The organism is Halomonas sp. TD01 (assembly GCF_923868895.1).
Taxonomy (GTDB): domain Bacteria; phylum Pseudomonadota; class Gammaproteobacteria; order Pseudomonadales; family Halomonadaceae; genus Vreelandella.
Genome location: NZ_OV350343.1, coordinates 3,743,143 through 3,769,843 on the forward strand (window position 1 = coordinate 3,743,143; position 26,701 = coordinate 3,769,843).

Consider the following 26,701-nt stretch of genomic DNA (forward strand, 5'->3'; position numbering starts at 1 on the left):
GGCCGCTTTTATGGATAGGAAGCGAAAAAAATCGGTCCGACTGACGCTAGTGGTTATAAGATTTCAGTCCAATCGCTTCTTCATATGGTAGAGAAAAGTACCTATTGGTCGATCCTCCAAAATACCAAAAACTTGGTAGCCGTACTTTTCGTAAAAGCCTTTGGCTTCTACAGTCTTTAGAAACGAGATGACCGCACCTTGCTCCTTTCCATATTGCTCAGCTTTTCCGAGCAGCTCAGCGCCCAGACCTGTACCCCTGTGGCTTCGATCTACCCACAAGATATCAATCTCAAGACCGTCCCAGTATGCGTTAGCCAATATCCCAGCAATTAACCCTTTGCCGCTGTCTCTCACGTTTATTATGAATTTCTTATCTGCTGACTCATCTGGCAAAGGAGTATTGGAATTTACAAACTCCTGAAACTTTTGGGAAAGTTCAAAGCTTTCCTTTTCAGAGGGAACCTCTATTAGCTCGTAATTCATATTCCCTTCTTATAACGCGGAGCCCAGCGGCGACCACCGGCCGCTTACTGCAGCGACTTGTTAATTTTAATTTCGGGCAGCACCGTAGCTCAGACTGACAACCTGCCAAGCACTACCCTTCCACTCCCAGGTTTCTATAAACGCTACCACCGGCCCTTTGGATTCACCAGTGAGAGTAACCCCCTTACCGGTTACTGTGGTGATGCTGCCATTAGATTCCTGAAAGCTTAGCTCAGTATCCTGTTTTTCCCCGCCTTGAGGAAACCAGCTCCCGTTCCGTTTGGCTGAAGCGATAGCATCAATTTGGGATTTCTTGGATTGGACACCACGCTCAGTGGCAACCGTAAAACTGTCTGCCTGAACTCGGACAAGGTACTCAATGTCACCAGCGAAATAGGCGGCGTACCAGTGTTCTCGTGCTTGTTTCAGATCTTCTCGATTCATGGACTGCTCCCTGTCTTTAGAAATTAACAGCGTATTAGACAGCGCATTCTGATATTGAATGAACGTACTGCGCTCTCCAACACGCTTATCGTGCGCGTAAAAAATCCCTAAGCATTTGATATATCATTTAATTGATAATAATTCGGCAGTATATAACCAAAATTTTCCCAAACGCTCGCTCCCGCTGGTCTAATCATACTTTATTAATAATAATTAGCTTAAGTCACGCAGCTTTGCTTAAAATTGCGCTGTGGCTATTTTGGGCGACTGCGCCACCATCGCGGGTGCCTTTTGGCTCGTTCCTCACCAAGCGTTACGCCGCGCTAAAAATGTGTAAACGTTGGGTTTTAATAGTTTTGTAGTGCGTGGTAAGCGAAGCGCACCCGCAATTGTGCGCTCGAAAATATGCGAGGGCTGAAGCGGCTCCGCTTCAGTAGTCGACTGCTTAGTAAAACCGAATCATAATTCAAAGAGACAGTATTCGAAATTAAAAATCAGACCATAAAAATCAAAACGTGCTATAAAAAAATCACTTATAATTCATTTAATTAACACCTTTAATTTCATCAAAAAAGTCGCCATTCGGCGCTATGAAGCTAATTGCACTATTCGAGCAATGAACGGCTGCTTTTACGCTATACTGCCTCATCTTTAATTTTCGACACACCTTACGACCATCTGTCTGAGCACCTCATGCCATTTTCAAAACTAGGCTTATCCCGTCCTCTTGTTCAAGCGATTACCGAACTAGGTTACAAAACGCCAACGCCCATCCAGGAACAAGCGATTCCTGCCATTCTTTCGGGCAAAGACTTAATCGCCACCGCACAAACAGGCACAGGCAAAACCGCTGCCTTTGTTCTGCCTCTGCTAGAGCGATTCAGCAACGCGGAAGCGTTACGCGGCAAACGCATACGTGCGCTGATTCTGGTGCCGACTCGCGAGTTAGCGGTTCAGGTCGAAGCCAATGTGGCTCAATACGCTAAACACACGCAGTTAACCTCTATGGCGGTGTATGGCGGTGTGGATACTGCGCCTCAAAAAGAGCGGCTAATCGAAGGAGTGGATATTCTGGTCGCCACGCCGGGTAGATTGCTGGATTTGGCACATCAGCGTGCGCTGCACTTTGATGAACTTCAAGTCATGGTGTTGGACGAAGCGGACAGAATGGTCGACATGGGTTTTGTCGATGATATCCACAAAATCTTAGTACGCCTGCCTGAAAACCGTCAGAACCTACTGTTTTCAGCCACTATGACCGGCGACGTTCGCGCCCTCGCCTACGGTTTTTCAGATAGTAAGATGACCGACCTGGCGGCTGACATCTCCATCTCTCCCAACATCCGCGCCGCCGCCAATATCAAACAGTGGCTAATCACGGTAGACAAAGACACCAAGTCCGCCCTGTTGAGCCACTTGATCAACGAGCAAGCGTGGGATCAGGCGCTTATTTTTGTCGAGAAAAAACACAGTGCTGCCAAGCTTGTTGCTCAACTGGAAAAACGCGGCATTCAAGCGGACTCCATTCATGGCGGCAGAAGCCAGGCCATGCGCGAGAAGGTGTTAGATCAGTTCAAAACTGGCGAACTGAAGTACCTAGTTGCCACGGGTGTAGCCGCTCGGGGGTTGGATATCGGAGAACTGAGCCGTGTGGTGAATTACGATCTACCATTTCAGCCAGAAGAGTACATCCACCGTATTGGCCGAACCGGCCGTGCGGGAGCCTCAGGTGAAGCCATCTCTCTTGTCGACATCAGTGACTTTAGGAACCTTTGTGCGATTGAAAAGCGGCTGAAAAACACGATTGAGCGCAAAGAAGTCGCAGGTTTTCCGGTTAAAAAAGCGGTACCCGCTTCCAACTTGAACCACGTTAAAAAAAGCAGTCGTTAAGCCGTAACAAAGAAGCTCACCTTTTAGATAAATATAAAGGTGGGCTTCACTGTTAAATACTTCTGGAATCAACGTCGCTTTTAAAAAACTTGCGGTCGTCAAAGATCTTTTCTACCGCTAGGCGGGTGAAAACGCATCTAACAGCTCGGCATTGGTTGGATATTTATCCAATAACTCAAACAACTTCTGCGCGCCTTCTGCTGGCTTAAGATGTGTCAACGCTCGACGCAATGCGCGTACTTTTTCAATGTCTTTAGCATCAATCAATAGCTCTTCTCGACGGGTACTGCTTTTGGCAATATCTATCGCCGGGAAAATCCGTTGACTTGCCACTTCCCGCGATAGCACGATTTCCATATTGCCCGTGCCTTTGAACTCCTCGAAAATCACCTGATCCATACGGCTACCGGTATCCACAAGCACGGTGGCCAGAATGGTGAGCGATCCACCGTTTTCGATCTTTCTCGCAGCACCAAACAGTTTGCGTGGTATTTCCATCGCACGGCTATCCAACCCACCCGACATGGTGCGACCATTGCCGCGCTGCTCAGCATTATGAACCCGCGACAGTCTGGTAAGCGAATCGATCACAATCATCACATTATGCCCCTCGCCTGCTTGCTTACGCGCCGTCTCAAGGAGCTTATTTGCCAAATGCACATGGTGTGAGTAGCTTTCGTCTGAAGACGATGCATGCACGTCTGCCGAAACGCTGCGCTTAAAATCGGTCACTTCTTCAGGGCGCTCATCAATCAGCAAGGCATACAGCTTTATGTCAGGATGAGCTTCTGCCACGGCCTGACAGATATGTTTTAACAGCGTCGTTTTGCCAGAGCCCGGCGGCGCAACAATCAACCCGCGCTGCCCCATCCCAATAGGCGTAATCAAATCCATCGCCCGCACACTACGCTGCGTAGAGCCAAGCTCTAAAACAATGCGTGGGGAAGGATGAATAGCCACGCCATTTAAAAAACGTTTTTCGGGATCATCAGAAAATGGATCTTCAACTTCGTCGGCGGGCTTGGAATCTGTCTGCCTTTTCGTTTTCAAACTGAGTGTTTTTCTCGCCATAATATCGGTGGATCGCCTTGAATAGCCTGGATTAATAGAATAATTGCATCTGAGCGCTTCTTCACTGAATGGCGCATTGGGTGGTGGGTTACGATAAGGCTCTTAAGACGGCTTGTTAGCTCTTTGGCGACGACATGCAACAGCGCCAAGACTGGCCATCACCACGTTCCCAATGCCTTAACGTGGCGACGCTAATACAAAATTTAGCTACAAATTCCATCTGGGTCATGCCCAATTTCTTACACAAAGTAGCTAAATCAACCAGCTCTGGCCGATGCGTTTTAGCCGCAACGTTGCGCCCGTGATTAAGGTCAATGGCTTCTTGCAAGTTCTAGGCAATACTCTCTAGGGACTAGCCATGATGCTTCTCCAATGCGGCATTAACAAGCATATTGACCAACTTCGAAAGCGCATTTCTATCTGCTTGTGAGAGATTTTCGCGCTCGAATGCTCGCTCCGAGGAGTATGAACCGATCCTCCTCAGCCCTATTATTTCCGCCCCATCTCAGCCCCGTCATTCCCGAGTGGGGTTATCGGGAATCCAATTTGACCTTTTCAGCCGAAGCCAAGGTACTTAAATCAAAATAGATTCCCGCTAAAGGCATGCGGGAATGGCAGCTGGAGAGAAGCATTCATTCCTGTCGCCTTATTAGGCACCGTGCCTCATCAGGCAACGCTGAAAGCCCAGTGTTAGCAGCGGGCAATTACTGGCCCTATCTGCTCGTTGCCTATTAAATCTTCCGTGATTCCTCTCAGTAGCTGAGTGTGTGCGATAGCCGCGATACTTACATCAGGATGTAGGTTGTAGCCGCCGATTAATGACTATTTTCTGTCTGTTATCCGACTATGCCAAAAACTAAGTATTAGCGGCTTTTACTTCAGCCACAACGCTTTGCTCACCGGTAAATTGCGAGCGCAGCGAGTAATTTATCCGTGTGCAGCAACTTGTTATATGCCGGAACCGCCACTTAGGGCAGAGTCCAAGCTTTCTAAAGCAGAAATCACCTCGTTGACTGTATGCTGATCGAACTCAGGCAAGTCAGTCTCGTCATGTGTACCTTTGTTCAAGTACGACCAATATGCATTTCTTCCATCTTGACCTAGCACAGCAGTGAGTGCAGACACTATCAGCTCTTTATTAGGTATATTTGACTGGGAACGATTCAGCTTAGATCTTAGATTTTCAGCTAATGCCCTTAGATCCCATGGCGCTGAAGGAGAACGACGAGAGACACTAATTAGGCTGTCCTTCTTATCACTATGCTTTCCGTAATGAAACCAAGTTTTTTCACATAGGTTCTCTAGCGCTCTTCTTGCCGACATCAAGGCGTCGCGATACTCCCCTTGTGCATACAGTTCGCGTGCAGCTAATACATAATTTTTGGGTCGCCTTAATGAGTCAACCTGAATATGGCCTTCACCAGCGCTTGATAAGAAAATATATGACTGAGACGCAAGTGACTGACTCTTACCTAGCAGTTGATGTGTGTTATTAAAGAACTCCTCACCATGCACTGCCAAAATGATCTGACAACCCTTGAAAAAATCATCAACAAATAGCGTTTCCCTGATTGCACGACGATGCTCATCATCAATTGCGTTCACTGGGTCATCAAAAATAAGCACCGAGCAACGCTCTTTTACGTTCTTAGCTAGCAGTATTGCTAGCCCAAGGCAACGGATATGACCCTCACTCAGAATATGGAGAGCATCAAATAAAGCAGAAGGGTCTTTCAAAAATGTAATGCCCAACCGTTGATTTTGAGATAACGGAAGTTGAACAGAAGCTAATTTATCTGCTTCGGAATCGTAACGATTAAAAGCATTGTAAAGTCTCACAACTAGGTCGCCAAGGTCAGCAATCAACTGGCTCGGCAATCGATTCTTATATGCATTCAACCTTTCAACAAAGCTCTTATAAGATACTGCAATCTCTTGATTTCTTTGCACTTTGGTATGTTCAGCTTCCACATCAGCTATAAGTTGCGCATTCTCCGTATCAAAACTAGTGATTGCCTTTTGCGCAGCAATAATTGCTTGTTTAGCTGTGTTTCTGCGTGTTTCTAAGACAGTGATTTGCTCTTTAAACCAGCGCAAACGATTTAGATCAGCTTGCTTAGTTGAACGTATCTGAGCTTCCTGATCAGTCTTTTTGTCGGCTTCCTCGAGATACTTTATCTGAGATTCCAGGTGCCGCCATGGAGTAAAACCATCCGCTAACTGTTGCTGCAAGGAGTACCACCACCCGATATCGATTTGTGAGCCAGGTGAAATATGGAAATTTCGGATAGCGTTGTTTTGTGGCAGAAACGTCAAACAAGCATTCAATATTTGCGAGAGGTCCAGCAACCATCTACTAACATTTTGTTGAAGCTGTTGTGCCGTTTTCTGAAGCTCTGCCAAGTGTTGCAGCTTTTGAAGTTCTTCATTAGCGTTACCGTAAGGGTTTACGGATACTTGGGTGAGCGGCGTTTTACACGCTGGGCAATGCTCTGGACTACTCGATTGTAGCTGAACAACGGCTTCGTATAGATTCTTATATGATACTTCCTGACTTGCATTTTCCAGGTCTTTTTGCTTCAACTCCAGCTCGCTGAGGCCGCTGCTAATGGAGCCGCCAAGTGTCTGCAATGCGTTAATTGTCAAGTTGTTTTTACTTGCTTGGGGCTGTTGCAAATCGGTTTCTATTCGGTGGATTGCTCCTGCATTTTCATCATCACCGTTTAGTTCAAAGACCAATTGGCCAAAGGTTGTTCCGTCACGGTACTGGGTAGCTAGTGTTTGCTCCTCAATATTTAGCCTTTGTAGCTCTGCATTGTTAGTCGCTATCTGCTGTTGAGAACCAGAAAGTGCCTGCCTTTTTTGCGCTAACTGAGCTGCTTTAAAACCAGTAAGGTCAATATATTTCGGGTCAAATTCAGAAGTAAAATTGCGTACAAACTCGTTGAAAGAGTCTAAGCCAAATAACGTTGATATAAGCTCAGTTTGCTTGGCGGGCGCCTGGGCGGCAATTCTAGAAAAGTTATCAATACGATTTTTTTCAACGAAACAAAATCTAAATAGTTCCTCATTTGCTTCAATTTCAACCTCAGCGCCCTGCTCGTTTAAGCCTATAACAACTGGCGTCGAAAAATGATTAACATGTGCGTTTTTCAGATAATTACCCTGATCTCGAAAACGCTTGCTCTCCGCTTCAGCTACGTTACCCAGAAGGCTATATTCAAGGGCTTCGCAGAAGCTAGACTTGCCAGTACCATTCGGTCCGTATATGAGGACTAAATGGCTTTCTAAATCAAAAACCTCTTGCCTAGAGAAACCACGAAACGGCCCCACTTCCATACTTTTTATCTGAGTAATGGGGGAAGTTTTCTCGGCGGTCATCTCGGGTAAAGACTGAATATCTATGCTTAAGGCATCCCAGTTAGCCTGGGCCAAGGCAACCATTTTCTTAACCCGCTGGCCTTGATAGGTGCCGAGAGAAGCAAGCTCATCAACGTTTGCCAGGACAAGGTTCGCTAACTTGCGCACTCCCGGAAGGACTTCGTCTGAATCCAGAGTTCGCAAAAATCGTAGATATTCAGGCTCAATCATAATACTTCCTTAGATTTTAGATTCTGGCACCTGTTAGCAAAGGCCGATGGTTCTCTCTAGAGACTTTTAAATACTAGCTCAATATGTAGAGTATCTTGGGTCGGAAATGGGTCATATTTTGCTCTAAGGGCGATATTTTCTGATCACTTGTTGGGCACTCCATTTTTCATGCTTTGGCATATAACGCCCAATTAAGGTGTGAGGCACGCAATACCGTTGCTTCCGCATACTACCTTAACCACTAAAACCAACGCATAGTAAAAATGCCACGCGTGCCGAATCACCCTTAATTTTTTTGTTAGGGCTATGGTTTACACAATATGTGAGCTTGCACCCCAAAATCTTTACATGAACTTATAAACGTATTTATTAGCCAGATTAACTGTACATAGTGTGGCTTACATTTTTGACCTAACGCCAATTTGTTTAATTCTACTGTCAATTTTGCCTTACTCAAAAAAGGTGTTGCAAGTACAATTTTCTTTATAGAGTTAGGGTTTCGATTTACAGCATCGAGAGCTACTTCTAAATCTTGCCAATTCTGGGCCCCTGTGACCCTACTAATATTGGTACTTTCATAATTCTTGTGCCACTCATTATAATATTTATTTTTAAATAGTTGCTTTTCAGCTTGAGTTCGACCAATGTTTTTTAGTGCTTGAGCAACTACGTCGTGGAAAGCACTAGCACCATAAGTATCTTTATTAGTAAATTTTGAATGTATAAATGAGATAGACGGAATATTACTATTACTATCTATAGCAATATGATCGGCCCATTCATCATTCATGTCATCACAGATAACAATATTATGAGGAGCACAATATTGATCTTCAACTTTCCGAAATAGAGAGTTAACAGGGAATCTAGTTAAATCTATTACATGTGGTTTTTCTTTTTCACTGAAAACATCATTAAAATTATAACTATCATCAAATATATTAAGTATCGAATGAACATTATTCAATAAATGCTTATCTTCAAAGCATGACTTCGAATAATATGAGTAATTCGGAGAGTCGAACACAGCAGAAAATGGTTTTTCTTTATTTATATATTTACCAAGCGTATAATTATTCGTGCCATTTTCAGTAACTAAAATATTATCGAGAACCTTATTTCTAATTATAATTAAGTTCTTTGAATATGAAACCTTACCGGATAAAGCTTTACCTTTAACTTTCAATACATCACCGTCAACCAAAACAGGGGATTTTAATTGATTAAAAATCTTATTTATCTCACCTGAACTTAACTGACTACCATCAACCTTACTTAAGACAACTTGCCCACCCAGAAACTTAGTTTCTATTTCACTCAAATCAATAAGAATCGCCACAACTTTATGCCCCAAATCTATAATATCTTTCAAACAAATAGGAGAGGCAAAATTACTAAGAAACTCACTTTGGTTTGTAGTTACCTTAATTTCATCTTTAATTCCAATAGCCCAGTCGATTAGTCCATCAAATTCTGACTTTTTATCTCTATGGCTTACTCTCGAAGTACTTGGAGTTAGAGTATATAAGTCTTCGCCTATTTTCATTCTGAAGTTGCTTGGGATTGATCGACTAGACGAATTAGATGAGACAATACCGTTCAAGCTTTTAGCTTCTAATGAACGGGATCTGATAACAGCATTTGATATGCTCATATTTTTCATGGTGACCCTTTCATATTCTGGGCTTTTATCACCATGAAAATGACAGAATTTTTGGTAATCAAATTCATCTATAAAAGAAGAAAAATGCTTTTCTGGTGAATCAACATATTTCTTCAAAATAGCTAAGGCATCATCACATTCTATTAATAGCAAATAGGCATACTTTTTTCTTTAACAGAAGTTCCTGCTAAAAATGAAGGCTCTGCTTCTATCTTGTATGCAACAATAGAGTATACAACTTGATTACCAGAAGCTGTTGTATAGTTTCTTTTAGACTCGTTTAGAAGGTAGTTACCTACACGTTCTTTAGAGATCTCTTTGAATGTATCTTCAATAGACTTCTTCGTAAGTGCTTTATTCAGCTCATAAAACTGCACATTCTTGCTTAGACTTAAATTACCAATCATTTTATTCTAATCCCTTCATGTACGACTAAACTCGCAAATAGCCCTAAAAGTGATTATATAGCCTGCTGCATAACACCCTTGAACATGTCAGCACGTTTATTGGTGTTATCTAGCCGTTCAAAAAATCATAAACCACTGTTTTTATAGTTTTATTTACCCAGCATGGCAACATATCCAAAATTCGCGTACCGGCTCGTTTTTACGATTTAATCATACTCTATTCATAAAATTGGCTTAGGTCACGTGCCTTTGTAGAAAAATTGAGCTGGAGCATGTTTTGGGCAGCTGACGCTGCCATCGCGGGTGCCTTTTGGCTCGTTCCTCGCCAAGCGTTACGCCGCGCTACGGGGTGGCTAGATTGCTTATGTGGCTGGGTCTTCGCGAGCTGAAGCTCCCTCCCACAACACCAGAGCAGAGTATCGATTCAGTGGCGGGGTTGTTTATGGAGTGGGATGGTCGCGCGCTAAAGCGCCCTCCCACAACATCACTAATGCAGTGACGGAGCGGGAGGCGCTGGGGCTTAGGCTTTTAGGACGTAGCGCAGCGTTTCGACGACTTGATCAGTAGTGGTGCACCAGGCCTGGGCTTGGGCGTCGACTTCTTTCAGCGGGTGAACGATGTCTTCGCTGTGCAGGGTGATGTAAGGCTTGGCGAGTGCGGCACAGTAGCCTGCATCAAACGCGGCGTTCCACTGTTTGTATTTGTCACCAAAGCGCACAACCACCAGATCCGCTTGCTCGATCATGGTACGAGTGCGGATGGCGTTGACCTTGGAAGACTGATGATCGCGCCAGAAGCCATTTTCCGGCTTGCCCAGGTGATCGCCTGCGGCGTCACTGGCGTCGTGGTCGGTGACCGGTGCGGTGAACACGATATCCAGGCCCGCTGCATCAGCGCCGCGCTGAATCTCTTCGCGCCAATCGGTGTGGATTTCGCCAGAAAGATAGACGTAAAAGCTCATAGTCGCTCCTGATAACTTGGTTATTTAATAGGCAGGATTATTTTATGGAAAAATATTCCATATTGATACCTGGGTTTATTTTTCCGGCTTTTTGGCGAGCAGGTAAATATCCATAATCCAGCCGTGGGTTTCGCGTAGTTCTGCGCGGTGTTGGATGATTTGGTCGCTAACCTCGCTTAGCCATCCTTTGATTAAGCACTGTTTATCCATGCCTAGGTAGGCGCCCCACCAGATGTAGGTGTCGTCAAACGGCAGCGTGGTAAACGCCCCGCCGCTGTCCAGCATCACCGCTACCGTGGCGGCATCGTTCGGCCAGCCACGCTCGCGTAGGCGGCGGCCGGTGGTGATTTGTACTGGCTCGGCGAGCGCGTTGAGGGGAATTTTATGTTCAGCGGTAAGCACCTGCAGGCTGGTGATGCCTGGCACGACCTCTACATCTACCTGCTTGCCCGCAGCGCTTAAGCGCTGGGTAATGCGCAGGCTGCTGTCGTAAAGCGAAGGGTCGCCCCACACCAGCATGCCGACCCGACCGCCATTGGGGAGATGTTCATCCATCAATTGCGCCCAAACGCTGGCAATGGCAGCGTGCCAGTCGTCTACCGCGCCCAAGTAGTTATAACTTAAGCGGTCATTACGGCTATCACGGCTGGGGAGATCGAACTCGACGATCTTGGAGGTCACCGGCGCTTCCAGCAGCCGTTCGCAGAGTAAGCGGCGTAGGTCGATCAAATCCGACTTAGCCTCGCCCTTGCGGGGCAGCAGAATCAGGTCGGCGCTATTGAGGGCGCGCACGGCGGCCAGGGTGACGTGATCAAGGTTGCCGGTGCCGATGCCTATTAGCGAAAGCGTGATCATGATTCGCTCTCTTGATCTTGGTTTACCATGGCAAAAGGCGAATCCGCTGATTGGGGGCGAAAGCGGCGGTCGTAGCCCACCGCGTAGAGGCTGCTTTCCTGGAAGTCATCGCTTTCAAGCACCGGCCCCACCAGGATTAGCGCGGTACGCTGCATGGAATCATCGATCAGCTCTTCTATAGTCGCCAACCGCCCACGCACCACTCGCTCATCGGGCCAGCTTGCCCGCCACACAATCGCCACCGGGCACTGCGCGCCATAGTAAGGCGTCAGGCTTTCGACTACTTGGGAAAGGTTATGGATGGAGAGATGAATAGCCAGCGTTGCCCCGGTGCGGGCAAAGTTGGCAAGCGTCTCGTTCCTAGGCATGGCACTGGCACGCCCCGGCGTGCGAGTAAGCACCACCGACTGGGCCACGCCGGGCAGCGTTAACTCTTGACCTAGAGTTGCCGCCGCTGCCGCAAAGGATGGCACGCCAGGGGTAATGCTGTAGGGAATTTTAAGCTCGCGCAGGCGACGCAGTTGCTCGCCCATGGCCGACCATACCGAGAGATCCCCCGAATGCAGGCGGGCCACATCCAGGCCTTCAGCGTGGGCGCGGCTGATCTCCTGCATAATCTCATCCAGCGAGAGCGGCGCAGTGTTAATCACCCTTGCCCCAGCCGGGCAGTGTTCCAGAATCTGCTCCGGCACTAAAGAGCCCGCATACAGGCACACCGGGCAAGCGGCGATTAAGTCGCGCCCGCGCAGGGTAAGCAGATCCGGCGCGCCGGGGCCTGCGCCTATAAAGTGTACGGTCATTCGGTGGCTCCTTCTGGTACTTCTGACAACGCCAGCGCGGCGGTGGCCTTGCGATCCGCTGAAATTATCCGAGGCCCTAGCAGCGTTGCCCCTGGGCCTGCGGCTAATAGCGCCACGGCCTCGGCAACGCTGCCTGTGCCGCGCGCCTGCATACTCTGGTTTGAATGGGTAAGCGTTGTCACTGTTGATAGCTCGGCATCCGCTACGGCGATGACTTCAATATTGCGCAGCCGGCCTAGCTCTTCTACCAACGGCAACATAGAACGCGCCGCCGCCAGCCGGTTGATAAGGCCGTACTTGTAGACAGCAGCGTACTGATCAATAAGCTGATCTAACGCTTGAATAAGTGATTCAAGCGTGGCTTCGCGGCGAAAACCAAACCCTGCAATTCTCAATGCCGATGGCTTCATCGAATGCCCCGCCACTGAACAATCGGATAGCTGGCTTTCCAGCCCCGTCGTGTGCCGATGGGGGCGGCGTTGGCAAGCTCTAGACGCAGCAGTTCGCCGCCTGCCTGCTGGTGCCAGTGCGCCAGCAGCGCTTCGGATTCCAGAGTGACGGCATTGGCGACGATACGCACTCCCTTGGGCAGGCGTTGCCATAAATCGTCTAGCAGTGCTTGGGATAACCCACCGCCGATAAATACCGCATCGGGCAGCGGCGTATCGTTTAGTACGTCAGGTGCGCGGCCCTGTTTTACTTCTAGCCAGTCAACGCCCAGGTTGTTTGCATTGCTGCGCGCTCGCGCCGCCCGTTCAGCGTTTTGCTCAAAGCCCACCGCCTGATTATCCGTATGGGCGAGCAGCCACTCAATGGCAACGGAGCCTGAGCCGGTGCCGATATCCCACAGCCGCTCGCCGGGCATGGGGGCCAGCGCCGCCAGGGTAATGGCGCGAATGGTCTGCTTGGTAATCTGGCCGTCGTGGTCAAAAAAATGATCCGGCAGGCCGGGCGTCTGCGGCAAGGCGGGGCCGTTACCAGCGACTTCCAGCCCTACCGCCACCGGGTGGGCAATGTCATCGGGCAAGCTGGCGTCGCTACGGCAATGGCGAATACGCTCGTTATCGCCGCCCAAAGATTCCAGCAGCGTTAGCTGGGTGTCTCCAAAGCCAAGCCTAGTTACCAGCGCCGCCAGCTCGGTCACCGCCGCGCCGTCTCTTACCAACACCAGCAAACGTCTACCGGCATACAGGGAGGGCCGAATACGGCTCAGCGGTTTGGCGTGCAACCCCAGGCAAGTGCAACGCTCCAACGGCCAGCCCAAACGTGCAGCCGCCAAGTTAAAGGTGGAAGGGGCTGGCAGTGCCTGCCACTCGTTTGCGCTGAGATGCTGCGCGAATGAGGTACCCGCCCCGAACCAGAATGGGTCGTTTGAGACCAGCATCACCACCCGGCGGCCGCGCTGATTTAGCAGCCCAGGAATGCCATCGGCAAAGGGCACTGGCCACTCAATCACCTCGGCGTTTAGCGGCGGTAAAAGGCGCAGGTGGCGGCGTGCGCCGAACACTACCTCGGCACTTTCCAATGCCTGTCGGCTTGCCGCTGTCAGCCCCTGTGTGCCACCCTCTCCCCAGCCTAAAAGGGTAAGCCAGGGAGCGTTGTTAACCTCAGCCATGATCAAAATCCTAATTCTCGGGGGAACCAGCGAGGCCAGCGCCCTGGCCAGCGCTGTTGCCAAGCGAGGTATTCCCGCCATTTTTAGCTATGCAGGGCGCGTTAACACGCCTAAACCCCAGCCACTGCCGACCCGCATTGGTGGCTTTGGCGGCGTTAATGGGCTGGTCACGTTTTTAGCCCAGGAGCGCATTACCCATATTGTTGATGCCACCCACCCCTTTGCCGCACAGATGAGCAGCAACGTGTTAGCCGCGGCGGCACAGTGCGGTGTAAAGGCCACCGCTTTTACCCGGCCTGCCTGGCAGCCTGTTACCGGCGACCAATGGCAAAGCGTGGCAAGTATTGATGAAGCAGTTAACGCCTTGGCTGGCCCGCCCCAACGGGTGCTGCTTGCGATTGGGCGAATGCACCTTAACGCCTTTGCCGACCAGCCTCAGCACCATTATGTGCTGCGTTTAGTTGACCCGCCGACCAGCCCGTTGCCACTGCCGGATGTTAGCAGTGTGATTGATAGAGGCCCGTTTACGCTGGAAGGCGATCTCGCCCTGCTGGAAAATCAGCGGATCCAACGCATCGTGTGCAAAAACGCTGGCGGCGAAGGTGCGTCTTCCAAACTCACCGCGGCAAGAAGGCTCGGCCTACCCGTGGTGATGATAGAACGGCCTCACCTGCCATCTCGTCTTGAAGCTCATACTGTTGATGAGGTTATCAACTGGCTAACTTAACCCTACATCAGCGGCACATCTTGGTAGCGAGGGCAGGCTCCTGCGAGGGCGCTGTAACCCCGTCCTTGGGCGCTACTTTTCCCATCCATGGGAAAAGACCCTCGCATCAACCTGCCCTCGCCCCTTTCATACTCACTGGGAGGAACGCGGCGTATAAACCAGCGGCACGCCACTGCGTTCAATCAAGCGCGTTTGCTGGGAACCGACAATCACCAATGTGCGCATATCCGCCATATCCGGCGTCGCTTGCTCTAGTGTGGTGACGCGAATTGCTTCTTCCGGAGTGGAAACCGCGCGGGCGAAGATTATCAACCGGTCCGGCCCGCAGGCTTCCCGCAGTACCTCTAGCGTTCGTTCAAAACCCGCCGGCCGTGCCTTGGAACGCGGGTTGTAAAACGCCATGGCGAAGTCGGCCTCGGCAGCCAGACGCAGGCGCTTCTCAATCAGCGCCCAGGGTTTGAGGTTGTCGGATAGATTAATGCAGCAGAAGTCGTGCCCCAGCGGTGCGCCGACGCTTGCGCTGGCGGCCAGCATCGCAGAAATGCCCGGTAGTACCTGAATATCCAGCGTACGCCACTGGGCATCACCCGCCTCCAAGGCTTCGAACACCGCGGCGGCCATGGCGAATACGCCAGGGTCGCCAGAGGAGACAACCACTACCCGCTGGCCCTCAAGCGCCAGCTGTAGCGCCTGCTCCGCCCGGCGAATCTCTTCGCGGTTATCAGAACCATGGCGGACTAATCCAGCCCTAGGTGCCACGCGATTAACGTAGGGGACATAGCCCACCACATCGGTGGCTTCCAGCAGCGCAGCCGAAACCTCCGGGGTAATCATGGCGTCGGCACCCGGCCCTAGGCCGACGATTTTCAGCCAACCGCTCATGGCCGCCTCCCGTTGCCATGGATCAGCACAATCGAGAAGTAAGGCACGCTTTCGCCAACCTCACTCAGTGGCAGCACACGCTGCTGGGTCATGGCGGCGTACTCGATCAGCCACGCTTCGCCTTCACGGCCAGCATGCGTCAGCGCTCTGCGCAGCTTGGCCAGGTTGCGGCCAATTTTCATCACCACCAGTGCATCGGTTTGGGCGATGCGCTCGGCCAGCGTCTCTTCCGGCAGCGTGGCCATCAGCACCGTCATGATGTCATCGCCCCAGGTGATCGGTTGCCCGGTGGCCGTCCAGGCCGCCGACATGCCGGTAATCCCCGGCACCACTGAGACCGGCACGCGATTCAGCAGCCGCGTGTAGAGGTGCATAAAGGAGCCGTAGAAAAACGGGTCGCCTTCACAGAGCACCACTACATTGCACCCGGCCTCTGCCATCTCGATCAGTTGGGCCACGCTGCGTTCGTAAAAAGCCGACAGCAGCTCATTGTAGCGAGGGTCATCAAACGGAATTTCCGTGGTGACCGGATACTCCATGGGCAGCTCGGTTGCGCCTGTGCCGATCAAGCCTTCCACAATGGTACGCGCATGCCCGCAGCGGCCCTTTTTACGAAAATACGCCACATGGGTCGCGCCGCGTATCAGACGGTCAGCGCGCACGCTCATTAGGTCTTGGCTACCTGGCCCTAAGCCAACCCCGTAAATGGTTCCTTGGGTCATTCGATACGATCCGCCATGGCGTTGATGGCCGCTACCGTGACGGCGCTGCCGCCCAAGCGACCACGGACGATACAGCTGGGCAGCGCGGGGTTAGCCAACAGCGCTTCTTTGGATTCCGCCGCGCCGACAAAGCCGACTGGGCAGCCAATAATGGCCGCCGGGCGCGGGCAGTCTGGATCTTCGAGCATATTGAGCAGATGAAACAGCGCGGTGGGCGCGTTGCCAATGGCGACGACCGCGCCTTCCAGGTGCGGCCGCCACAGCTCTAGCGCTGCCGCTGAACGGGTATTGGCCATTTCCTGGGCAAGGCCAGGGGTGCGTTCATCATTAAGGGTGCAGATAATGTCGTTATTAGCGGGCAGCCGTTTGCGGGTAATGCCTTCGGAGACCATCCGAGCATCGCAAAGAATCGGTGCGCCCTGCTCTAACGCTGAACGCGCTCGATTGACCACGTCATTCTGAAAATGAATATGCGCCGCCAGCTCCACCAGCCCAGCAGCGTGAATCATGCGTACCGCAACCGTTTCTTCTTCCGCTGAAAAGCGATCAAGCTCAGCTTCATTGCGAATAATCGCAAACGATTGCCGGTAAATCGCCGGTCCGTGTGTTTCATAAACGTGAGGCACCCAAACTCTCCAAATAGTGTAAAACGTCAGATTCACTAAGGCCGGTGGCCTTCGGTGTGCTATCGGCGCGACCGTTAACAATCACGTCAAAGCGCCCTTCGCGGCCGGTTAGGCACAGCGCTGCTGGCCGTTGGCGGGCACAGCCTTTGGCACACCCGGATATGTGTACGCTTGCTTCCACCCAGCCACTTAGCCGTTCGGCAAGCGGCTGGGTGGAAACACTCGCCTGTTCGCAAAAGGGTGCACCGGGGCAGGCATCCATCGCTAGCCGTGGGTCGCTATTATGACGGATTAAGCCGTCAACCGCTGGTAGTGTATCGCCGCCCTTCACCAGCAAGCGCCGCCAAGGCGTGACCTGCAAGGCACTGACATTTATTGGCGATACCGCAGCGCGCAACGTATTAACCGCTACCCGCCCAAAGGGAAGCCCCACCACCCGGCCTTCGCTATGTTTGCCCAGCGCTAGCTTCTCGCCAGGGGATGCGGGGGCAGTATCCGCAGGTGCCCAGTCGGGCAGCGGCGCTGTGTGCCGCCGCATGCGCCCAGACTCCCAACCGCCACTGTCCACAAACCAGTGGGTCAGGCGTATTAACAGCTCAACGGCGGCTTCGGGCTCGTTCACCGCCGTGCCACACTCATAGCCATCGGCGCGTACTATCAAACCACCTTCCACCGAGCGCTCAATACGAAAATCAGCGGCGCTATCGCAAAGCACCGGTGCTTTTCCCGTATCAATCGCGATGCCGATCTTGCCGGGCATGGTGGCTAATTCGCTGCCCCGCGTTTGCAGCAGGCGGGCAATGGTATGAGTGTCATCGCCCACTTGCCAAGCAGGTGCCAGCATCAGTTGCGGCTGGCGCTCTACCTGCGGGTCGTCGCTCACCAGCTGATGCTCAACCAGAAACGCCATCAGCGGCGGCCAGCTCGCGTCGGTGACCCCGCGCAGCTGAATATTGGCTCGGCTGGTTAGCTCGATTAAACCGCTACCGAAGGTCTCAGCGGCTTCACACAGTGCCACTACCTGTTGCCGTGAAAGCTGGCCCAGCGGTGGGCGTACACGCACCAACAGGCCATCGCCAGTAGCCATGGGCCGCCACGCGCCGGGGCACCAGCCTTTAATGCGCGGGATGGTGGTCATAATGCCCCGCCTCTTTGGCTTCATCCATTTCCAGCAGCAAGTCTTGTAGCGCCTGGCCATGTTCGCCGGGGGCTTGCCACATGCCTCGCTGGGCGGCTTCAAGTAAGCGTTCCGCCATTTCTTCTAAAGCTGCGGGGTTGTGCTCACGCAGAAACTGTTGATTAGCGGCGTCGAGCACCAGGGCATCACTCACCTGGGCGTACTGGTAGTCGGCGACTAGATCGGTGGTGGCATCGTAAGCAAACAGGTAGTCCACCGTAGCAGCCATCTCAAAAGCGCCTTTATAGCCGTGCTCGCGCATGGCATTGATCCACTTGGGATTCAACACGCGCGAGCGGATCACCCGCGCCAGCTCCTCTTTCAAAGTACGGATCTTGGGCACCGCAGGATTGGCGTGGTCGGCGTGATAAATGGTCGGTGCTTTTCCGCTTAGCGAGCGCGTGGCGTTGGCCATGCCACCCTGAAAAGCGTAATAGCTGTTGGAATCAAGAATATCGTGCTCGCGGTTATCCTGGTTCTGCATCACCGCATCCAGCCCTTGGAGCTGCTGCTCGAACGCCGCCCGCGCAGCAGTGCCGGAAGCCTTAAACTGGCCGTAGGCGTAGGCACCCGCGTCTAGATAGGCTTCAGCTAAATCGTCGGCGCTGTCCCAAGAGCGGTTTTCAATCAGCCGGTTTAAGCCCGCACCATATTCGCCGGGTTTGCTGCCGAAGATACGGTAACTTGCCTCTTGGGCGGCCATCTCTGGGCTTAGCCCTTGGTCTTCCAGTGCTTGCTGGCGAGCAAGCACCGCATCGCGGATGGTGTTGCTGTTACCCGGCTCTTCATAACTGGCCACCGCCTGCACGGCGGCATCAAATAGGCGGATCACATTGGGAAAGGCGTCGCGGAAGAACCCAGAGACCCGCAGCGTGACATCAACCCTTGGGCGATTAAGCAGCATCGAGGGGATCACTTCAAAATCACTCACCCGCTGGGAGCCCAGCGACCACTTAGGACGCACGCCCATTAGTGCCAGCGCCTGAGCGATATCATCACCACCAGTGCGCATGGTGGCGGTTCCCCAAATCGAAAGCCCCAACCGACGTGGATAGTCGCCGTTATCCTGCAGATAGCGCTCGACAAACGCCTGGGCGGATTTTTCACCCAGCGTCCAGGCGGCGGGCGATGGAATTGAACGGTTATCGACGCTGAAAAAGTTACGCCCGGTGGGCAGCGTATCAAGCCGCCCTCGGCTGGGCGCGCCGCTAGGGCCAGCAGGCACAAAAATGCCTTCTAGGCCGTCGAGCAGCGACTGAATCTCCATTTTCACGCCACGCTGCATAGCGACCCATAGCTGCTCGCGGGCGTAGCGAAGTTGCTCCGCCGTATCGGGGAAATCTCGGGCCAGTTCCTCCAGGCAACCCGGAGCTAATACGTAGTCGGCCACCCAACGCTCGGCCAGCAGTTCAAGGCGCTCGCGGGTATCCGCGCCGGTGCGCCAAGGGGTATCCAGCAGCTCTCTTAGAACAACGGGTTTAGGCGCCTGCCAGGGCTCGTTGCCAGCGGCTAACGGATCAAAGTCTAAACCCAGGTCGCTAGCCAGATTGTGCAGCAAACCGCGTTGGGACACGGCTTCGCCTCTGGGTAGTCGTAGCAGCGCCACCAACGTCCCCGCCCGCTTCTCTTCAGGCGGCAGCGTGCCGAGTATGTGCAAGCCATGACGAATCTGCGACTCTTTGATATCGCACAGAAAGGTATCCAGCTCGTTGAGAATGTCGGCATCATCAGCACTGTTTTCAAAACCGTCGACGGCGTGCGCCAGCTCCTGGTCGATGCCGGTATCTCGCAGGTGAGCGAGAATTTGACTGCGTATCAACGCTTCCCGGCGCGGGTCCATATCCAGCGCTTGGTAATACTCATCACATAGCGCTTCAAGCTCGGCCATAGCGCCGTAGAGTTCGGCCCGCGCTAGCGGCGGCATCAGGTGGTCGATAATCACCGCCTGACTGCGGCGCTTGGCTTGGGCACCCTCGCCGGGGTCATTCACAATAAACGGATAAAAGTGCGGCAGCGGCCCCAGGGCAATATCCGGCCAGCAGTCAGCACTCAAGGCGATGCTCTTGCCCGGCAGCCACTCTAAGTTGCCGTGCTTACCCACATGGATAACCGCGTCGACTTGATAGTGCTCGCGCAGCCAGTAGTAAAATGCCAGATAACTGTGGGGCGGCGCCAGCTCCATATCGTGATAGGACTGGGTGAGATCGTCGATAAAGTCGCGTTCCGGCTGAATACCCACGAAGGTTTCACCTAAGCGGATACCGGCGATCATCAAACGCCCCTGGCGGCATTTGGGGTCTTCGTGAGGCGTCCCCCAACGCGTCCATACGGTTTCTTGAAGCTCGCTGGGCAAAGTTCTAAACCAAGCAAGGTAGTCGTCAACGCTGATGCTCTGCCAGCAGGCGCGCTGGTCGAGGCTTCCGTGATCGTTGGTCACCGCGCCTTGAAGCTGGCGGATCAACCCATCGCCATTTTCCGGCAATTCGCTTAACGGATAACCCGCCTCTTTCAGGGCGCTGAGAATCTGCAGCGTCGAGGCGGGGGTATCCAACCCGACGCCATTACCGATCCGGCCATCGCGATTGGGGTAGTTAGCCATAATCAGCGCGATACGCTTCTGCCCATTGGGGGTTAGCCGTAGCGAACAAATGCGCCGCGCCAGCTCGGCGACAAAGGCGGCCCGTTCCGGATGAATCACGTGGTGGGTCACTGCCAGCTGGCAGCGCGGGTTATAGTGGGCTTCGGCTTTAAAGCCCACCGCCCGAGTGATAATGCGACCATCCATTTCGGGGAGCACCACCTGCATGGCCACATCGCGGCTATGCAGCCCGGCGGCCATGTCCTGCCAATCTTCCGAGGTGCTGCTGGCAAGAATCGCCTGGAGCACTACCGGACGCCCCACAAACAGGCTGTCGGGTAGCGTTTCACCCAGAGCATCCAGACCGTCGGCGTTGCGATTGACCGCAAAGCTGGTGGTATTGATCACCAGCATGGCGCCGGTTTGCTCAATCAGGTGGTTGATAAAATCAATGCATGGCCCCTCTTTCAAGGAGGCCACGGCAACCGCTAGCGGCTCTAGCCCTTTTTCTCTCAGCGCTGCCAGCAATCCGTCTGGGACAGCGGTATTCGCCCCCTGCAAGTGGCTGCGATAAAACAGCAGCAGGCACACCGGCCGCCCTGGCACCTGACGATCACGCCACTCGCTTAGGCTCGACGCCTGCTGGTCTTGCGACGCATAAATCACCGCGGCCGGAATAACTTTCGGCTCCTGCCATGCCAGAGAAAGCGATAAACATTCGCTGGCGATAAAGCGCAGCAGCTGCTCGGCGTTATCCACACCGCCCTCTCTTAAGTAGCGCCAAACGCGGTACGCATCATCGAACGCGATGCTGGAGTCTTCCAGCAGCGCATCATCCGGGGCATCGCAGCCCGGCACTAGAATCAGCTGGCGCTCAGGTTTGGCTGCCGCCCAGGCCAACAGGCGTTCATGGCCGTACTGCCAGTAGGCCTTGCCGCCCAGCAACGAAACGATGACCAGTTGGGCGTTTTCCAGCACCCGATCTTCATAGAGATCATAGGCCGCCGGTTTTACCAAATTCATCCAGTTGGCTAGCCGTACCGAGGGGTACGCTTCACCCAGGCGGTCAACCGCCTGGGCCAGCGCCGACAGATTACTATCGGCGGCGGAGAGTATCACGACCTCGGCGGGGCTCTGTTGCAGGTCGATAATGCCTTCATCATCGACAAAGCCCCCGGGCTTGGCGGCAAATAAGTGCATTAGCTAGCCGTTTGAACCTCTGCTTCCACTAGCGCTTCGCGCAGCGCAGCGCTATCCAGCGATTTGCCAATAATCACCAGCTGGGTTTGGCGCGCCTCGTCTTGGGTCCAAAGCCGGTCGAAATAACCTTCCAAGCGCTCGCCCACCGCTTGAATAACCCGGCGCATGGGTTTGCCCGGAATCGCGGCAAAGCCTTTGGCGCGATAAATTTCGTGGCTTTTCAGCAGCTGCTGCAGCTTATTGGCCAGGGCGTCGCCATCCACTTCACCCAGGGTAATCACGCAGGAATCAAAGTTATCGTGTGCATGGTCGTGATGAGCGCCTTCAGCGTGGTGCTTATCGTGGTGATTGGTGATGCTATCAATATGCGCTTCGCTGGCCGCACCAATGCCCATCAGTGCTTCCAACTGGGCGGTGTCGGTGATCTGGGTCTGATCGATAAACAGTGTTTTTACCGATTCGCTCACCCGCGACTGAATCACCGCTTCAACCTGCGTGCGCTCTTCCGGGCTGAGCAGGTCCGCCTTGCTGACCAGTACCAGATCCGCCGCGCTTAGCTGGTCATCCAGTAGCTCGCGCAGGCTGGGGTCGTGATCCAGGCTTTCATCAGCGCGACGCTGGGCTTCGACCTTATCCACATCGCTAGCATAACGGCCGGCGGCTACCGCGGGGCCATCAATCACGGTAATAATCGCATCGACAGTGCAGTGCTGACGCACGTCGGGCCAGTTAAACGCCTGCACCAGCGGCTTAGGCAATGCCAGGCCGCTGGTTTCGATCAGAATGTGGTCGATATCATTGCGACGGGCAACCAACTTCTTCATCACCGGCAGAAACTCTTCTTCCACGGTGCAGCAGATACAGCCATTGGCCAGCTCATAGATGCTGCCGTCTTCCCCGTCTAGCTGCCCGCCTTCGCTACCCTCTTCACACCCCAGCGCACAGCTGCGCAAAAGGCTAGAGTCGATATCCTGCTCGCCGAACTCATTGACGATCACGGCGATCCGCTTGCCGGTGACTTGGCGCAGAATATTGGCCAACAGCGTGGTTTTGCCGCTGCCGAGAAAACCGGTGACGACCGTGGCGGGAATCTTATTCAGCTGTACTTTACTGGGCTGCATGGGTAAATGCCTCGCTGTGCTGCAGTTCGCAGTGCGCCGGGCTGGCAGAAAAAAGCCTCGCCACAGCGTCAGGATTGTTGGGGAAAAACAGATGTAAATAGGTCGCCGTTAAGCGATTCTGACGGTAAATCGCTTCCCCCGGTGCGGGGTGGCGCTGGCGACGGCCATGAGCAATCGGCTCGGGAGTGCCTTCTGCCATAGAGCGGTGGTGCGCATGGCCGCGAACCGGGCCTTCTGGCAACTCGGCGGTTTGCATCCCCTGGCAGCCCCGCCGCCCGCGCATCGCCCCCTGCCCTGGCAACAGGCCGAGCATGGGGTAAATGGTATCGTCGTAGTCGGTCAGGGTTTCCAGGCAGTACAGCAGACCGCCACACTCAGCCAAGATGGGCTGGTCGGCGCGATAGAAAGCCTCAATGGCCAAACGCATGGCGCAGTTATTCGCCAGTTGCTGGGCGTGAAGTTCCGGGTAGCCTCCCGGCAACCACAGCGCATCGCATTCCGGCAGGCGGCTATCAGTGAGCGGCGAGAAGAAGCGCAGCGTGGCGCCCATCTGCTCCAGCAGATCCAGATTGGCCTGGTAGATAAAGCTGAAGGCGGCGTCACGGGCTACGCCAATAGTGCGGCCTTTAAGTGCAGGCTTGACGGCCGCAAGCTGCTCTTGCGGTGCGGTAAAGGCCACTGGCGGCAGCGCCGAGAGCGCCTCCAGCAACCCTGCCGCTTCCAGCGCTTGGGCGCCCGCTTCAAAGCGGGCTTCCAAATCCTCGCGAATCTCCGCTGCTTGCACCAGCCCAAGATGGCGTTCGGGGAGCGCTAAATCAGGGTCTCGTGGCACAGCGGCCAGCAGGGGAATCGTCGCTGGCAGCGCTGATTCGATCAGCTCGCGGTGGCGCTGCGAGCCGCAGGCATTGGCGACTAATCCAGCGATATGAATATCATCACGAAAGCTGGCCAAACCTGAGACTAGCGCGGCAGCGGTCTGCGCCATGCCTTTTACATCCATAACAATTGCCATGGGAATAGCAAATAAGGCCGCCAGATCGGCGCTAGAAGGCTCGCCGTCAAACAGCCCCATGGCACCTTCGACCAAAATCAAATCCGCTTCACAGGCGGCGTCATAAAAACGCTGGCGGCAGTAAGCTTCACCTGCCATCCATAGATCCAACTGATCCACCGGCTGGCCGGAGGCCTGGGCGAGTATCTGCGGATCCAGGTAGTCCGGGCCGGTCTTGAACACCCGCACCACCTTGCCCTGATTGCGCAGCAGCCGCGCTAGGCCCGCCGTGACGGTGGTTTTGCCCTGGCCGGAAGCCGGAGCAGCGATAAATAGCGCGGGGCAGCTAGCGGTTGGCATGCTCATTAGTATTCGATCCCCGCCTGAGCTTTGACGCCGCCGCGGAAAGCGTGGCGCTCATCTTGAACAACGCTAATGGTATCGGCGATTTCCTGCAGCGGCGTGGCCATAGTGCGCCCAGTAATGATGACGTTCTGGTGCGTCGGGCGACGTTTGAGCGCTTCCACCACTGGCTCGGGGTCGAGATAACCGTACTTGAACATATAGCTCATCTCGTCCAGCACGATCATATGATAAGCGGGGTTCTCCAGCAGTCCTTTGGCGACTGCCCAGGCGGCCTCTGCGGCTTCGATGTCTCGCTCGCGGTTCTGGGTTTCCCAGGTAAAGCCGTGGCCCATGATGTGCCAATCAAGCTTGGGATGATTGCGAAAGAACAGGTATTCGCCAGTTTCACGGCGGCCTTTAATAAACTGAATGACCGCGCACTGCTGACCGTGCCCTAGTGAACGCGCCATGGTGCCAAAGGCCGAGCTGCTTTTGCCCTTGCCGTTGCCTTTAAGCAGAATCAGCACGCCACGCTCTTCAGTGGCGCGGCTAATACGCTCATCGACCACGTCTTTTTTGCGCTGCATGCGGTTTAAATGGCTAGCGTCACTCATGGGCTTTCCCCAGGTTGATGTGCAAAAACAGAAGGTGCAAAAACAGAATGTGCCAAAGATGGTTTGCCAAACGAGGCTGGCCAATAACGGGCGCCCAGTTGCTGAGCGATGCGTGCGCCCTGCCCGCGTTTAACTCTCGATTGCTCGGTATCGATTAGCAGGCAGTCACCTAGCGGGGCGAGGTCGTCAACAGATTCCCGTGTGCGGCCATCGGTAATCAAATAAGTACGTACTTGTAAGCCAGGCTCGCGGCGTTGCCACTGTTGAATTAGCCGTTTGGCTTCAATAATCGCTTCCCGCAGCGGGGTGCCCCCGCCGCCCTTGGCACTGTCAAGCGTGCCCCGCGCGTTTTTGGGAGCACGGCGACGTGAGAGTATCGACACCACGCCACCATTACCAAACCCCAGCACTGCGACCTGCTCCCGCGCAGCGTAGGCTTGGGTGACCAGTGACTCAACCAGCCCTTTGGCTTGGCCTAACAAACGCTGCCCCAAGGTGGAACCAGAGGTATCCAGTAGCACCAGATGGGCTATCGCCTGCCCTGCGCGAGATTTGCGCATTTTTAACTGCCGCCAAGGCCACTGGCCACGATTGGCGATTAGCGTCGCGAACCCGTCTAGCTGCGAGGTTTCCGCCTGAGAACGCCCTCGACCGGAGACACTTCCTTTGCCTATGCTAGCCGCTGTATCGGCACGTTGCGCACGCGGGGAAAAGATATCGCTCTCAGGCAGGTTAACCGCTGGCTGGTGAATAGACGCCTGTGCCATGGGCGGCATAGCGCCCCACTGTCCTGAAGAGCCTTGTCCTGAAGAGCCGTGTCGTGAAGAGCCTTGTCCGCCTGATCTGTCCTCTGTGCCGGTTGCCTCACCACTTTCCTCACCACTTTCCTCACCACTTTCCTCACCACTCTTCCCGCTACTTTCTTCACCACCACTACCATCCCCACCACTGGGAGGATGCTCACGGGAAGGCGGTTTAGGGTCTGAAAGCGTACAGCGATGGGCAAGTACCCAGGGCGCTACCGTATCGATATCTTCTTGGCTGACGCTGTTCGCCCCCCGCCAGGCTGCATGAGCCTGGGCTGCTCGGTGCCAGGTAACATCGGCCCGCAGGCCTTCAACGCCGGCGGCTTCGCAGCGCGTCGCAATCGTCTCGTAAACCCAGCTATCGCTGGTCACTGACGCTAGTGCCTGCTGGGCATGGTGAATCTGCTGAGTCAGCGCTGCCTGCTCTACCGCAAACTGTTTTATGTAAGCCTCAGGGTCGCGGTCAAAGGCTTCGCGCTGCTGAACAATAGCAATACGCTGTTTAACGCTGACACGGTCAGCCTGTTCGATGCAGAGGCCAAAACGGTCAAGCAGCTGCGGGCGCAGCTCGCCCTCGTCTGGGTTCATGGTGCCAATCAAGCTAAAGCGCGCCGGGTGGGAGTGACTGATGCCATCGCGCTCAACGATATTGACCCCGCTAGCGGCCACATCCAGCAGCAGGTCAACCAGCATATCCGGCAGCAGATTGACTTCGTCCACATACATCACCCCGCCATGGGCTTTAGCGAGTAGCCCTTCATGAAAGGAGGCTTCACGCTCGGCTAGCACCTTTTGCAAATCTAGACTTCCCACTAGCCGGTCTTCGCTGGCGCCGAGAGGTAAGGTGACAAAGGGTGGCTTTTTGCCATTGGTATCTTTTGGCAAAACCGCCGCCAGCGCCCGCGCCAGAGTGGATTTCGCACTACCCCGTGGGCCGCTGATCAGCACACCACCAATGCGCGGATTAATCGCATTCAGCAGCAAGGCGGTTTTCAGCGCCTCCTGGCCGACAACACCTACGAAGGGAAACTCACTCACCCGCACCTCCCGTGCAGAGCATGCTCGGAACTTGAACTTGATTCATGAAAAACTGACAAGTAATGATAAAACCATTCATAAGGAAACGATGAAA

Annotated in this window: 22 protein-coding genes; 2 read left to right on the forward strand and 20 right to left on the reverse strand. The window is 53.6% G+C overall.

The window, feature by feature from the left end; genetic code table 11:
* Positions 1 to 63 precede the first annotated feature (63 nt).
* Both L1X57_RS17055 and L1X57_RS17060 read right to left on the reverse strand, forming a co-directional pair.
* On the reverse strand, positions 64 to 483 hold the full coding sequence (locus L1X57_RS17055) for a GNAT family N-acetyltransferase (protein WP_009723609.1): 420 nt from the start codon (positions 481 to 483) through the stop codon (positions 64 to 66).
* Positions 484 to 549: 66 nt separating this feature from the next.
* Positions 550 to 927, reverse strand: coding sequence for a DUF4440 domain-containing protein (locus L1X57_RS17060; RefSeq protein ID WP_009723610.1), 378 nt, complete (start codon positions 925 to 927; stop codon positions 550 to 552).
* A gap of 693 nt (positions 928 to 1,620) precedes the next feature.
* Between L1X57_RS17060 and L1X57_RS17065 the strand changes: the two genes are divergently transcribed.
* Positions 1,621 to 2,817, forward strand: coding sequence for a DEAD/DEAH box helicase (locus L1X57_RS17065; RefSeq protein ID WP_009723611.1), 1,197 nt, complete (start codon positions 1,621 to 1,623; stop codon positions 2,815 to 2,817).
* Positions 2,818 to 2,934: 117 nt separating this feature from the next.
* Here the strand turns inward: L1X57_RS17065 and rho are convergent, their stop codons facing one another.
* From rho to L1X57_RS17115, 9 genes are all read right to left on the reverse strand, one after another.
* Positions 2,935 to 3,888 (reverse strand): transcription termination factor Rho, encoded by a 954-nt coding sequence (rho, locus tag L1X57_RS17070; RefSeq protein ID WP_009723612.1) that lies wholly within the window; start codon positions 3,886 to 3,888, stop codon positions 2,935 to 2,937.
* 948 nt (positions 3,889 to 4,836) lie between these two features.
* On the reverse strand, positions 4,837 to 7,479 hold the full coding sequence (locus L1X57_RS17075) for an AAA family ATPase (RefSeq protein ID WP_009723613.1): 2,643 nt from the start codon (positions 7,477 to 7,479) through the stop codon (positions 4,837 to 4,839).
* Between the two features lie 304 nt (positions 7,480 to 7,783).
* Positions 7,784 to 9,295: a hypothetical protein gene (locus L1X57_RS17085; protein ID WP_221927891.1), complete on the reverse strand. Its 1,512-nt coding sequence runs from the start codon at positions 9,293 to 9,295 to the stop codon at positions 7,784 to 7,786.
* Positions 9,286 to 9,549, reverse strand: coding sequence for a hypothetical protein (locus L1X57_RS17090; RefSeq protein WP_009723615.1), 264 nt, complete (start codon positions 9,547 to 9,549; stop codon positions 9,286 to 9,288). The genes L1X57_RS17085 and L1X57_RS17090 overlap by 10 nt, the downstream gene beginning before the upstream one ends.
* 520 nt (positions 9,550 to 10,069) lie before the next feature.
* Positions 10,070 to 10,510, reverse strand: a complete 441-nt coding sequence (locus tag L1X57_RS17095) for a YtoQ family protein (protein WP_009723617.1) — start codon at positions 10,508 to 10,510, stop codon at positions 10,070 to 10,072.
* Between the two features lie 75 nt (positions 10,511 to 10,585).
* Positions 10,586 to 11,365 carry a precorrin-6A synthase (deacetylating) gene (cobF, locus tag L1X57_RS17100; protein WP_009723618.1) on the reverse strand — a complete coding sequence of 260 codons (780 nt, stop codon included), beginning with the start codon at positions 11,363 to 11,365 and terminating at the stop codon, positions 10,586 to 10,588.
* Positions 11,362 to 12,165: a precorrin-4 C(11)-methyltransferase gene (cobM, locus tag L1X57_RS17105; RefSeq protein ID WP_009723619.1), complete on the reverse strand. Its 804-nt coding sequence runs from the start codon at positions 12,163 to 12,165 to the stop codon at positions 11,362 to 11,364. Before cobM ends, cobF begins: the two co-directional genes overlap by 4 nt.
* Complete coding sequence (locus tag L1X57_RS17110; protein ID WP_009723620.1) at positions 12,162 to 12,575, reverse strand: cobalamin biosynthesis protein; 414 nt, start codon at positions 12,573 to 12,575, stop codon at positions 12,162 to 12,164. The genes cobM and L1X57_RS17110 overlap by 4 nt, the downstream gene beginning before the upstream one ends.
* Positions 12,572 to 13,780 (reverse strand): bifunctional cobalt-precorrin-7 (C(5))-methyltransferase/cobalt-precorrin-6B (C(15))-methyltransferase, encoded by a 1,209-nt coding sequence (locus tag L1X57_RS17115; RefSeq protein WP_009723621.1) that lies wholly within the window; start codon positions 13,778 to 13,780, stop codon positions 12,572 to 12,574. The genes L1X57_RS17110 and L1X57_RS17115 overlap by 4 nt, the downstream gene beginning before the upstream one ends.
* On the opposite strand from L1X57_RS17115, the gene L1X57_RS17120 reads away from it, so the two are divergent.
* Positions 13,779 to 14,507 (forward strand): cobalt-precorrin-6A reductase, encoded by a 729-nt coding sequence (locus L1X57_RS17120; protein WP_009723622.1) that lies wholly within the window; start codon positions 13,779 to 13,781, stop codon positions 14,505 to 14,507. The genes L1X57_RS17115 and L1X57_RS17120 overlap by 2 nt on opposite strands.
* Before the next feature lie 132 nt (positions 14,508 to 14,639).
* Here L1X57_RS17120 and cobJ read toward each other — a convergent pair whose 3' ends face one another.
* Genes cobJ through L1X57_RS17165 form a run of 9 tightly spaced genes read right to left on the reverse strand, consistent with a single transcriptional unit; the run spans position 14,640 to position 26,607 of the window.
* Positions 14,640 to 15,389, reverse strand: coding sequence for a precorrin-3B C(17)-methyltransferase (gene cobJ / locus L1X57_RS17125; protein ID WP_009723623.1), 750 nt, complete (start codon positions 15,387 to 15,389; stop codon positions 14,640 to 14,642).
* The gene (gene cobI, locus L1X57_RS17130) at positions 15,386 to 16,111 is read right to left on the reverse strand and encodes a precorrin-2 C(20)-methyltransferase (RefSeq protein ID WP_009723624.1); all 726 of its coding nucleotides are present in this window, start codon (positions 16,109 to 16,111) and stop codon (positions 15,386 to 15,388) included. The genes cobJ and cobI overlap by 4 nt, the downstream gene beginning before the upstream one ends.
* A complete protein-coding gene (locus tag L1X57_RS17135; RefSeq protein ID WP_009723625.1) occupies positions 16,108 to 16,737 on the reverse strand; it encodes a precorrin-8X methylmutase in 630 nt (209 codons plus the stop codon). The genes cobI and L1X57_RS17135 overlap by 4 nt, the downstream gene beginning before the upstream one ends.
* Positions 16,721 to 17,875 (reverse strand): precorrin-3B synthase, encoded by a 1,155-nt coding sequence (locus L1X57_RS17140; protein WP_009723626.1) that lies wholly within the window; start codon positions 17,873 to 17,875, stop codon positions 16,721 to 16,723. Before L1X57_RS17140 ends, L1X57_RS17135 begins: the two co-directional genes overlap by 17 nt.
* A complete protein-coding gene (gene cobN, locus L1X57_RS17145; protein WP_234667805.1) occupies positions 17,853 to 21,692 on the reverse strand; it encodes a cobaltochelatase subunit CobN in 3,840 nt (1,279 codons plus the stop codon). The genes L1X57_RS17140 and cobN overlap by 23 nt, the downstream gene beginning before the upstream one ends.
* The gene (gene cobW / locus L1X57_RS17150; RefSeq protein ID WP_009723629.1) at positions 21,692 to 22,813 is read right to left on the reverse strand and encodes a cobalamin biosynthesis protein CobW; all 1,122 of its coding nucleotides are present in this window, start codon (positions 22,811 to 22,813) and stop codon (positions 21,692 to 21,694) included. The genes cobN and cobW overlap by 1 nt, the downstream gene beginning before the upstream one ends.
* Entirely contained in the window at positions 22,800 to 24,170 is a 1,371-nt protein-coding gene (locus L1X57_RS17155; protein WP_009723630.1) for a cobyrinate a,c-diamide synthase, read from the reverse strand. The genes cobW and L1X57_RS17155 overlap by 14 nt, the downstream gene beginning before the upstream one ends.
* Positions 24,170 to 24,763 (reverse strand): cob(I)yrinic acid a,c-diamide adenosyltransferase, encoded by a 594-nt coding sequence (gene cobO, locus L1X57_RS17160; RefSeq protein ID WP_009723631.1) that lies wholly within the window; start codon positions 24,761 to 24,763, stop codon positions 24,170 to 24,172. Before cobO ends, L1X57_RS17155 begins: the two co-directional genes overlap by 1 nt.
* Positions 24,760 to 26,607 (reverse strand): AAA family ATPase, encoded by a 1,848-nt coding sequence (locus L1X57_RS17165; protein WP_009723632.1) that lies wholly within the window; start codon positions 26,605 to 26,607, stop codon positions 24,760 to 24,762. The genes cobO and L1X57_RS17165 overlap by 4 nt, the downstream gene beginning before the upstream one ends.
* Between the last annotated feature and the right edge of the window lie 94 nt (positions 26,608 to 26,701).

Excerpts from the sequence above, each read along its gene's own strand:
- L1X57_RS17055 (WP_009723609.1), bottom strand. The coding sequence starts at position 483 with ATGAATTACGAGCTAATAGAGGTTCCCTCTGAAAAGGAAAGCTTTGAA.
- L1X57_RS17060 (WP_009723610.1), bottom strand. The coding sequence starts at position 927 with ATGAATCGAGAAGATCTGAAACAAGCACGAGAACACTGGTACGCCGCC.
- L1X57_RS17065 (WP_009723611.1), top strand. The coding sequence starts at position 1,621 with ATGCCATTTTCAAAACTAGGCTTATCCCGTCCTCTTGTTCAAGCGATT.
- rho (WP_009723612.1), bottom strand. The coding sequence starts at position 3,888 with ATGGCGAGAAAAACACTCAGTTTGAAAACGAAAAGGCAGACAGATTCC.
- L1X57_RS17075 (WP_009723613.1), bottom strand. The coding sequence starts at position 7,479 with ATGATTGAGCCTGAATATCTACGATTTTTGCGAACTCTGGATTCAGAC.
- L1X57_RS17090 (WP_009723615.1), bottom strand. The coding sequence starts at position 9,549 with ATGATTGGTAATTTAAGTCTAAGCAAGAATGTGCAGTTTTATGAGCTG.
- L1X57_RS17095 (WP_009723617.1), bottom strand. The coding sequence starts at position 10,510 with ATGAGCTTTTACGTCTATCTTTCTGGCGAAATCCACACCGATTGGCGC.
- cobF (WP_009723618.1), bottom strand. The coding sequence starts at position 11,365 with ATGATCACGCTTTCGCTAATAGGCATCGGCACCGGCAACCTTGATCAC.
- cobM (WP_009723619.1), bottom strand. The coding sequence starts at position 12,165 with ATGACCGTACACTTTATAGGCGCAGGCCCCGGCGCGCCGGATCTGCTT.
- L1X57_RS17110 (WP_009723620.1), bottom strand. The coding sequence starts at position 12,575 with ATGAAGCCATCGGCATTGAGAATTGCAGGGTTTGGTTTTCGCCGCGAA.
- L1X57_RS17120 (WP_009723622.1), top strand. The coding sequence starts at position 13,779 with ATGATCAAAATCCTAATTCTCGGGGGAACCAGCGAGGCCAGCGCCCTG.
- L1X57_RS17115 (WP_009723621.1), bottom strand. The coding sequence starts at position 13,780 with ATGGCTGAGGTTAACAACGCTCCCTGGCTTACCCTTTTAGGCTGGGGA.
- cobJ (WP_009723623.1), bottom strand. The coding sequence starts at position 15,389 with ATGAGCGGTTGGCTGAAAATCGTCGGCCTAGGGCCGGGTGCCGACGCC.
- cobI (WP_009723624.1), bottom strand. The coding sequence starts at position 16,111 with ATGACCCAAGGAACCATTTACGGGGTTGGCTTAGGGCCAGGTAGCCAA.
- L1X57_RS17140 (WP_009723626.1), bottom strand. The coding sequence starts at position 17,875 with ATGACCACCATCCCGCGCATTAAAGGCTGGTGCCCCGGCGCGTGGCGG.
- cobN (WP_234667805.1), bottom strand. The coding sequence starts at position 21,692 with ATGCACTTATTTGCCGCCAAGCCCGGGGGCTTTGTCGATGATGAAGGC.
- cobW (WP_009723629.1), bottom strand. The coding sequence starts at position 22,813 with ATGCAGCCCAGTAAAGTACAGCTGAATAAGATTCCCGCCACGGTCGTC.
- L1X57_RS17155 (WP_009723630.1), bottom strand. The coding sequence starts at position 24,170 with ATGAGCATGCCAACCGCTAGCTGCCCCGCGCTATTTATCGCTGCTCCG.
- cobO (WP_009723631.1), bottom strand. The coding sequence starts at position 24,763 with ATGAGTGACGCTAGCCATTTAAACCGCATGCAGCGCAAAAAAGACGTG.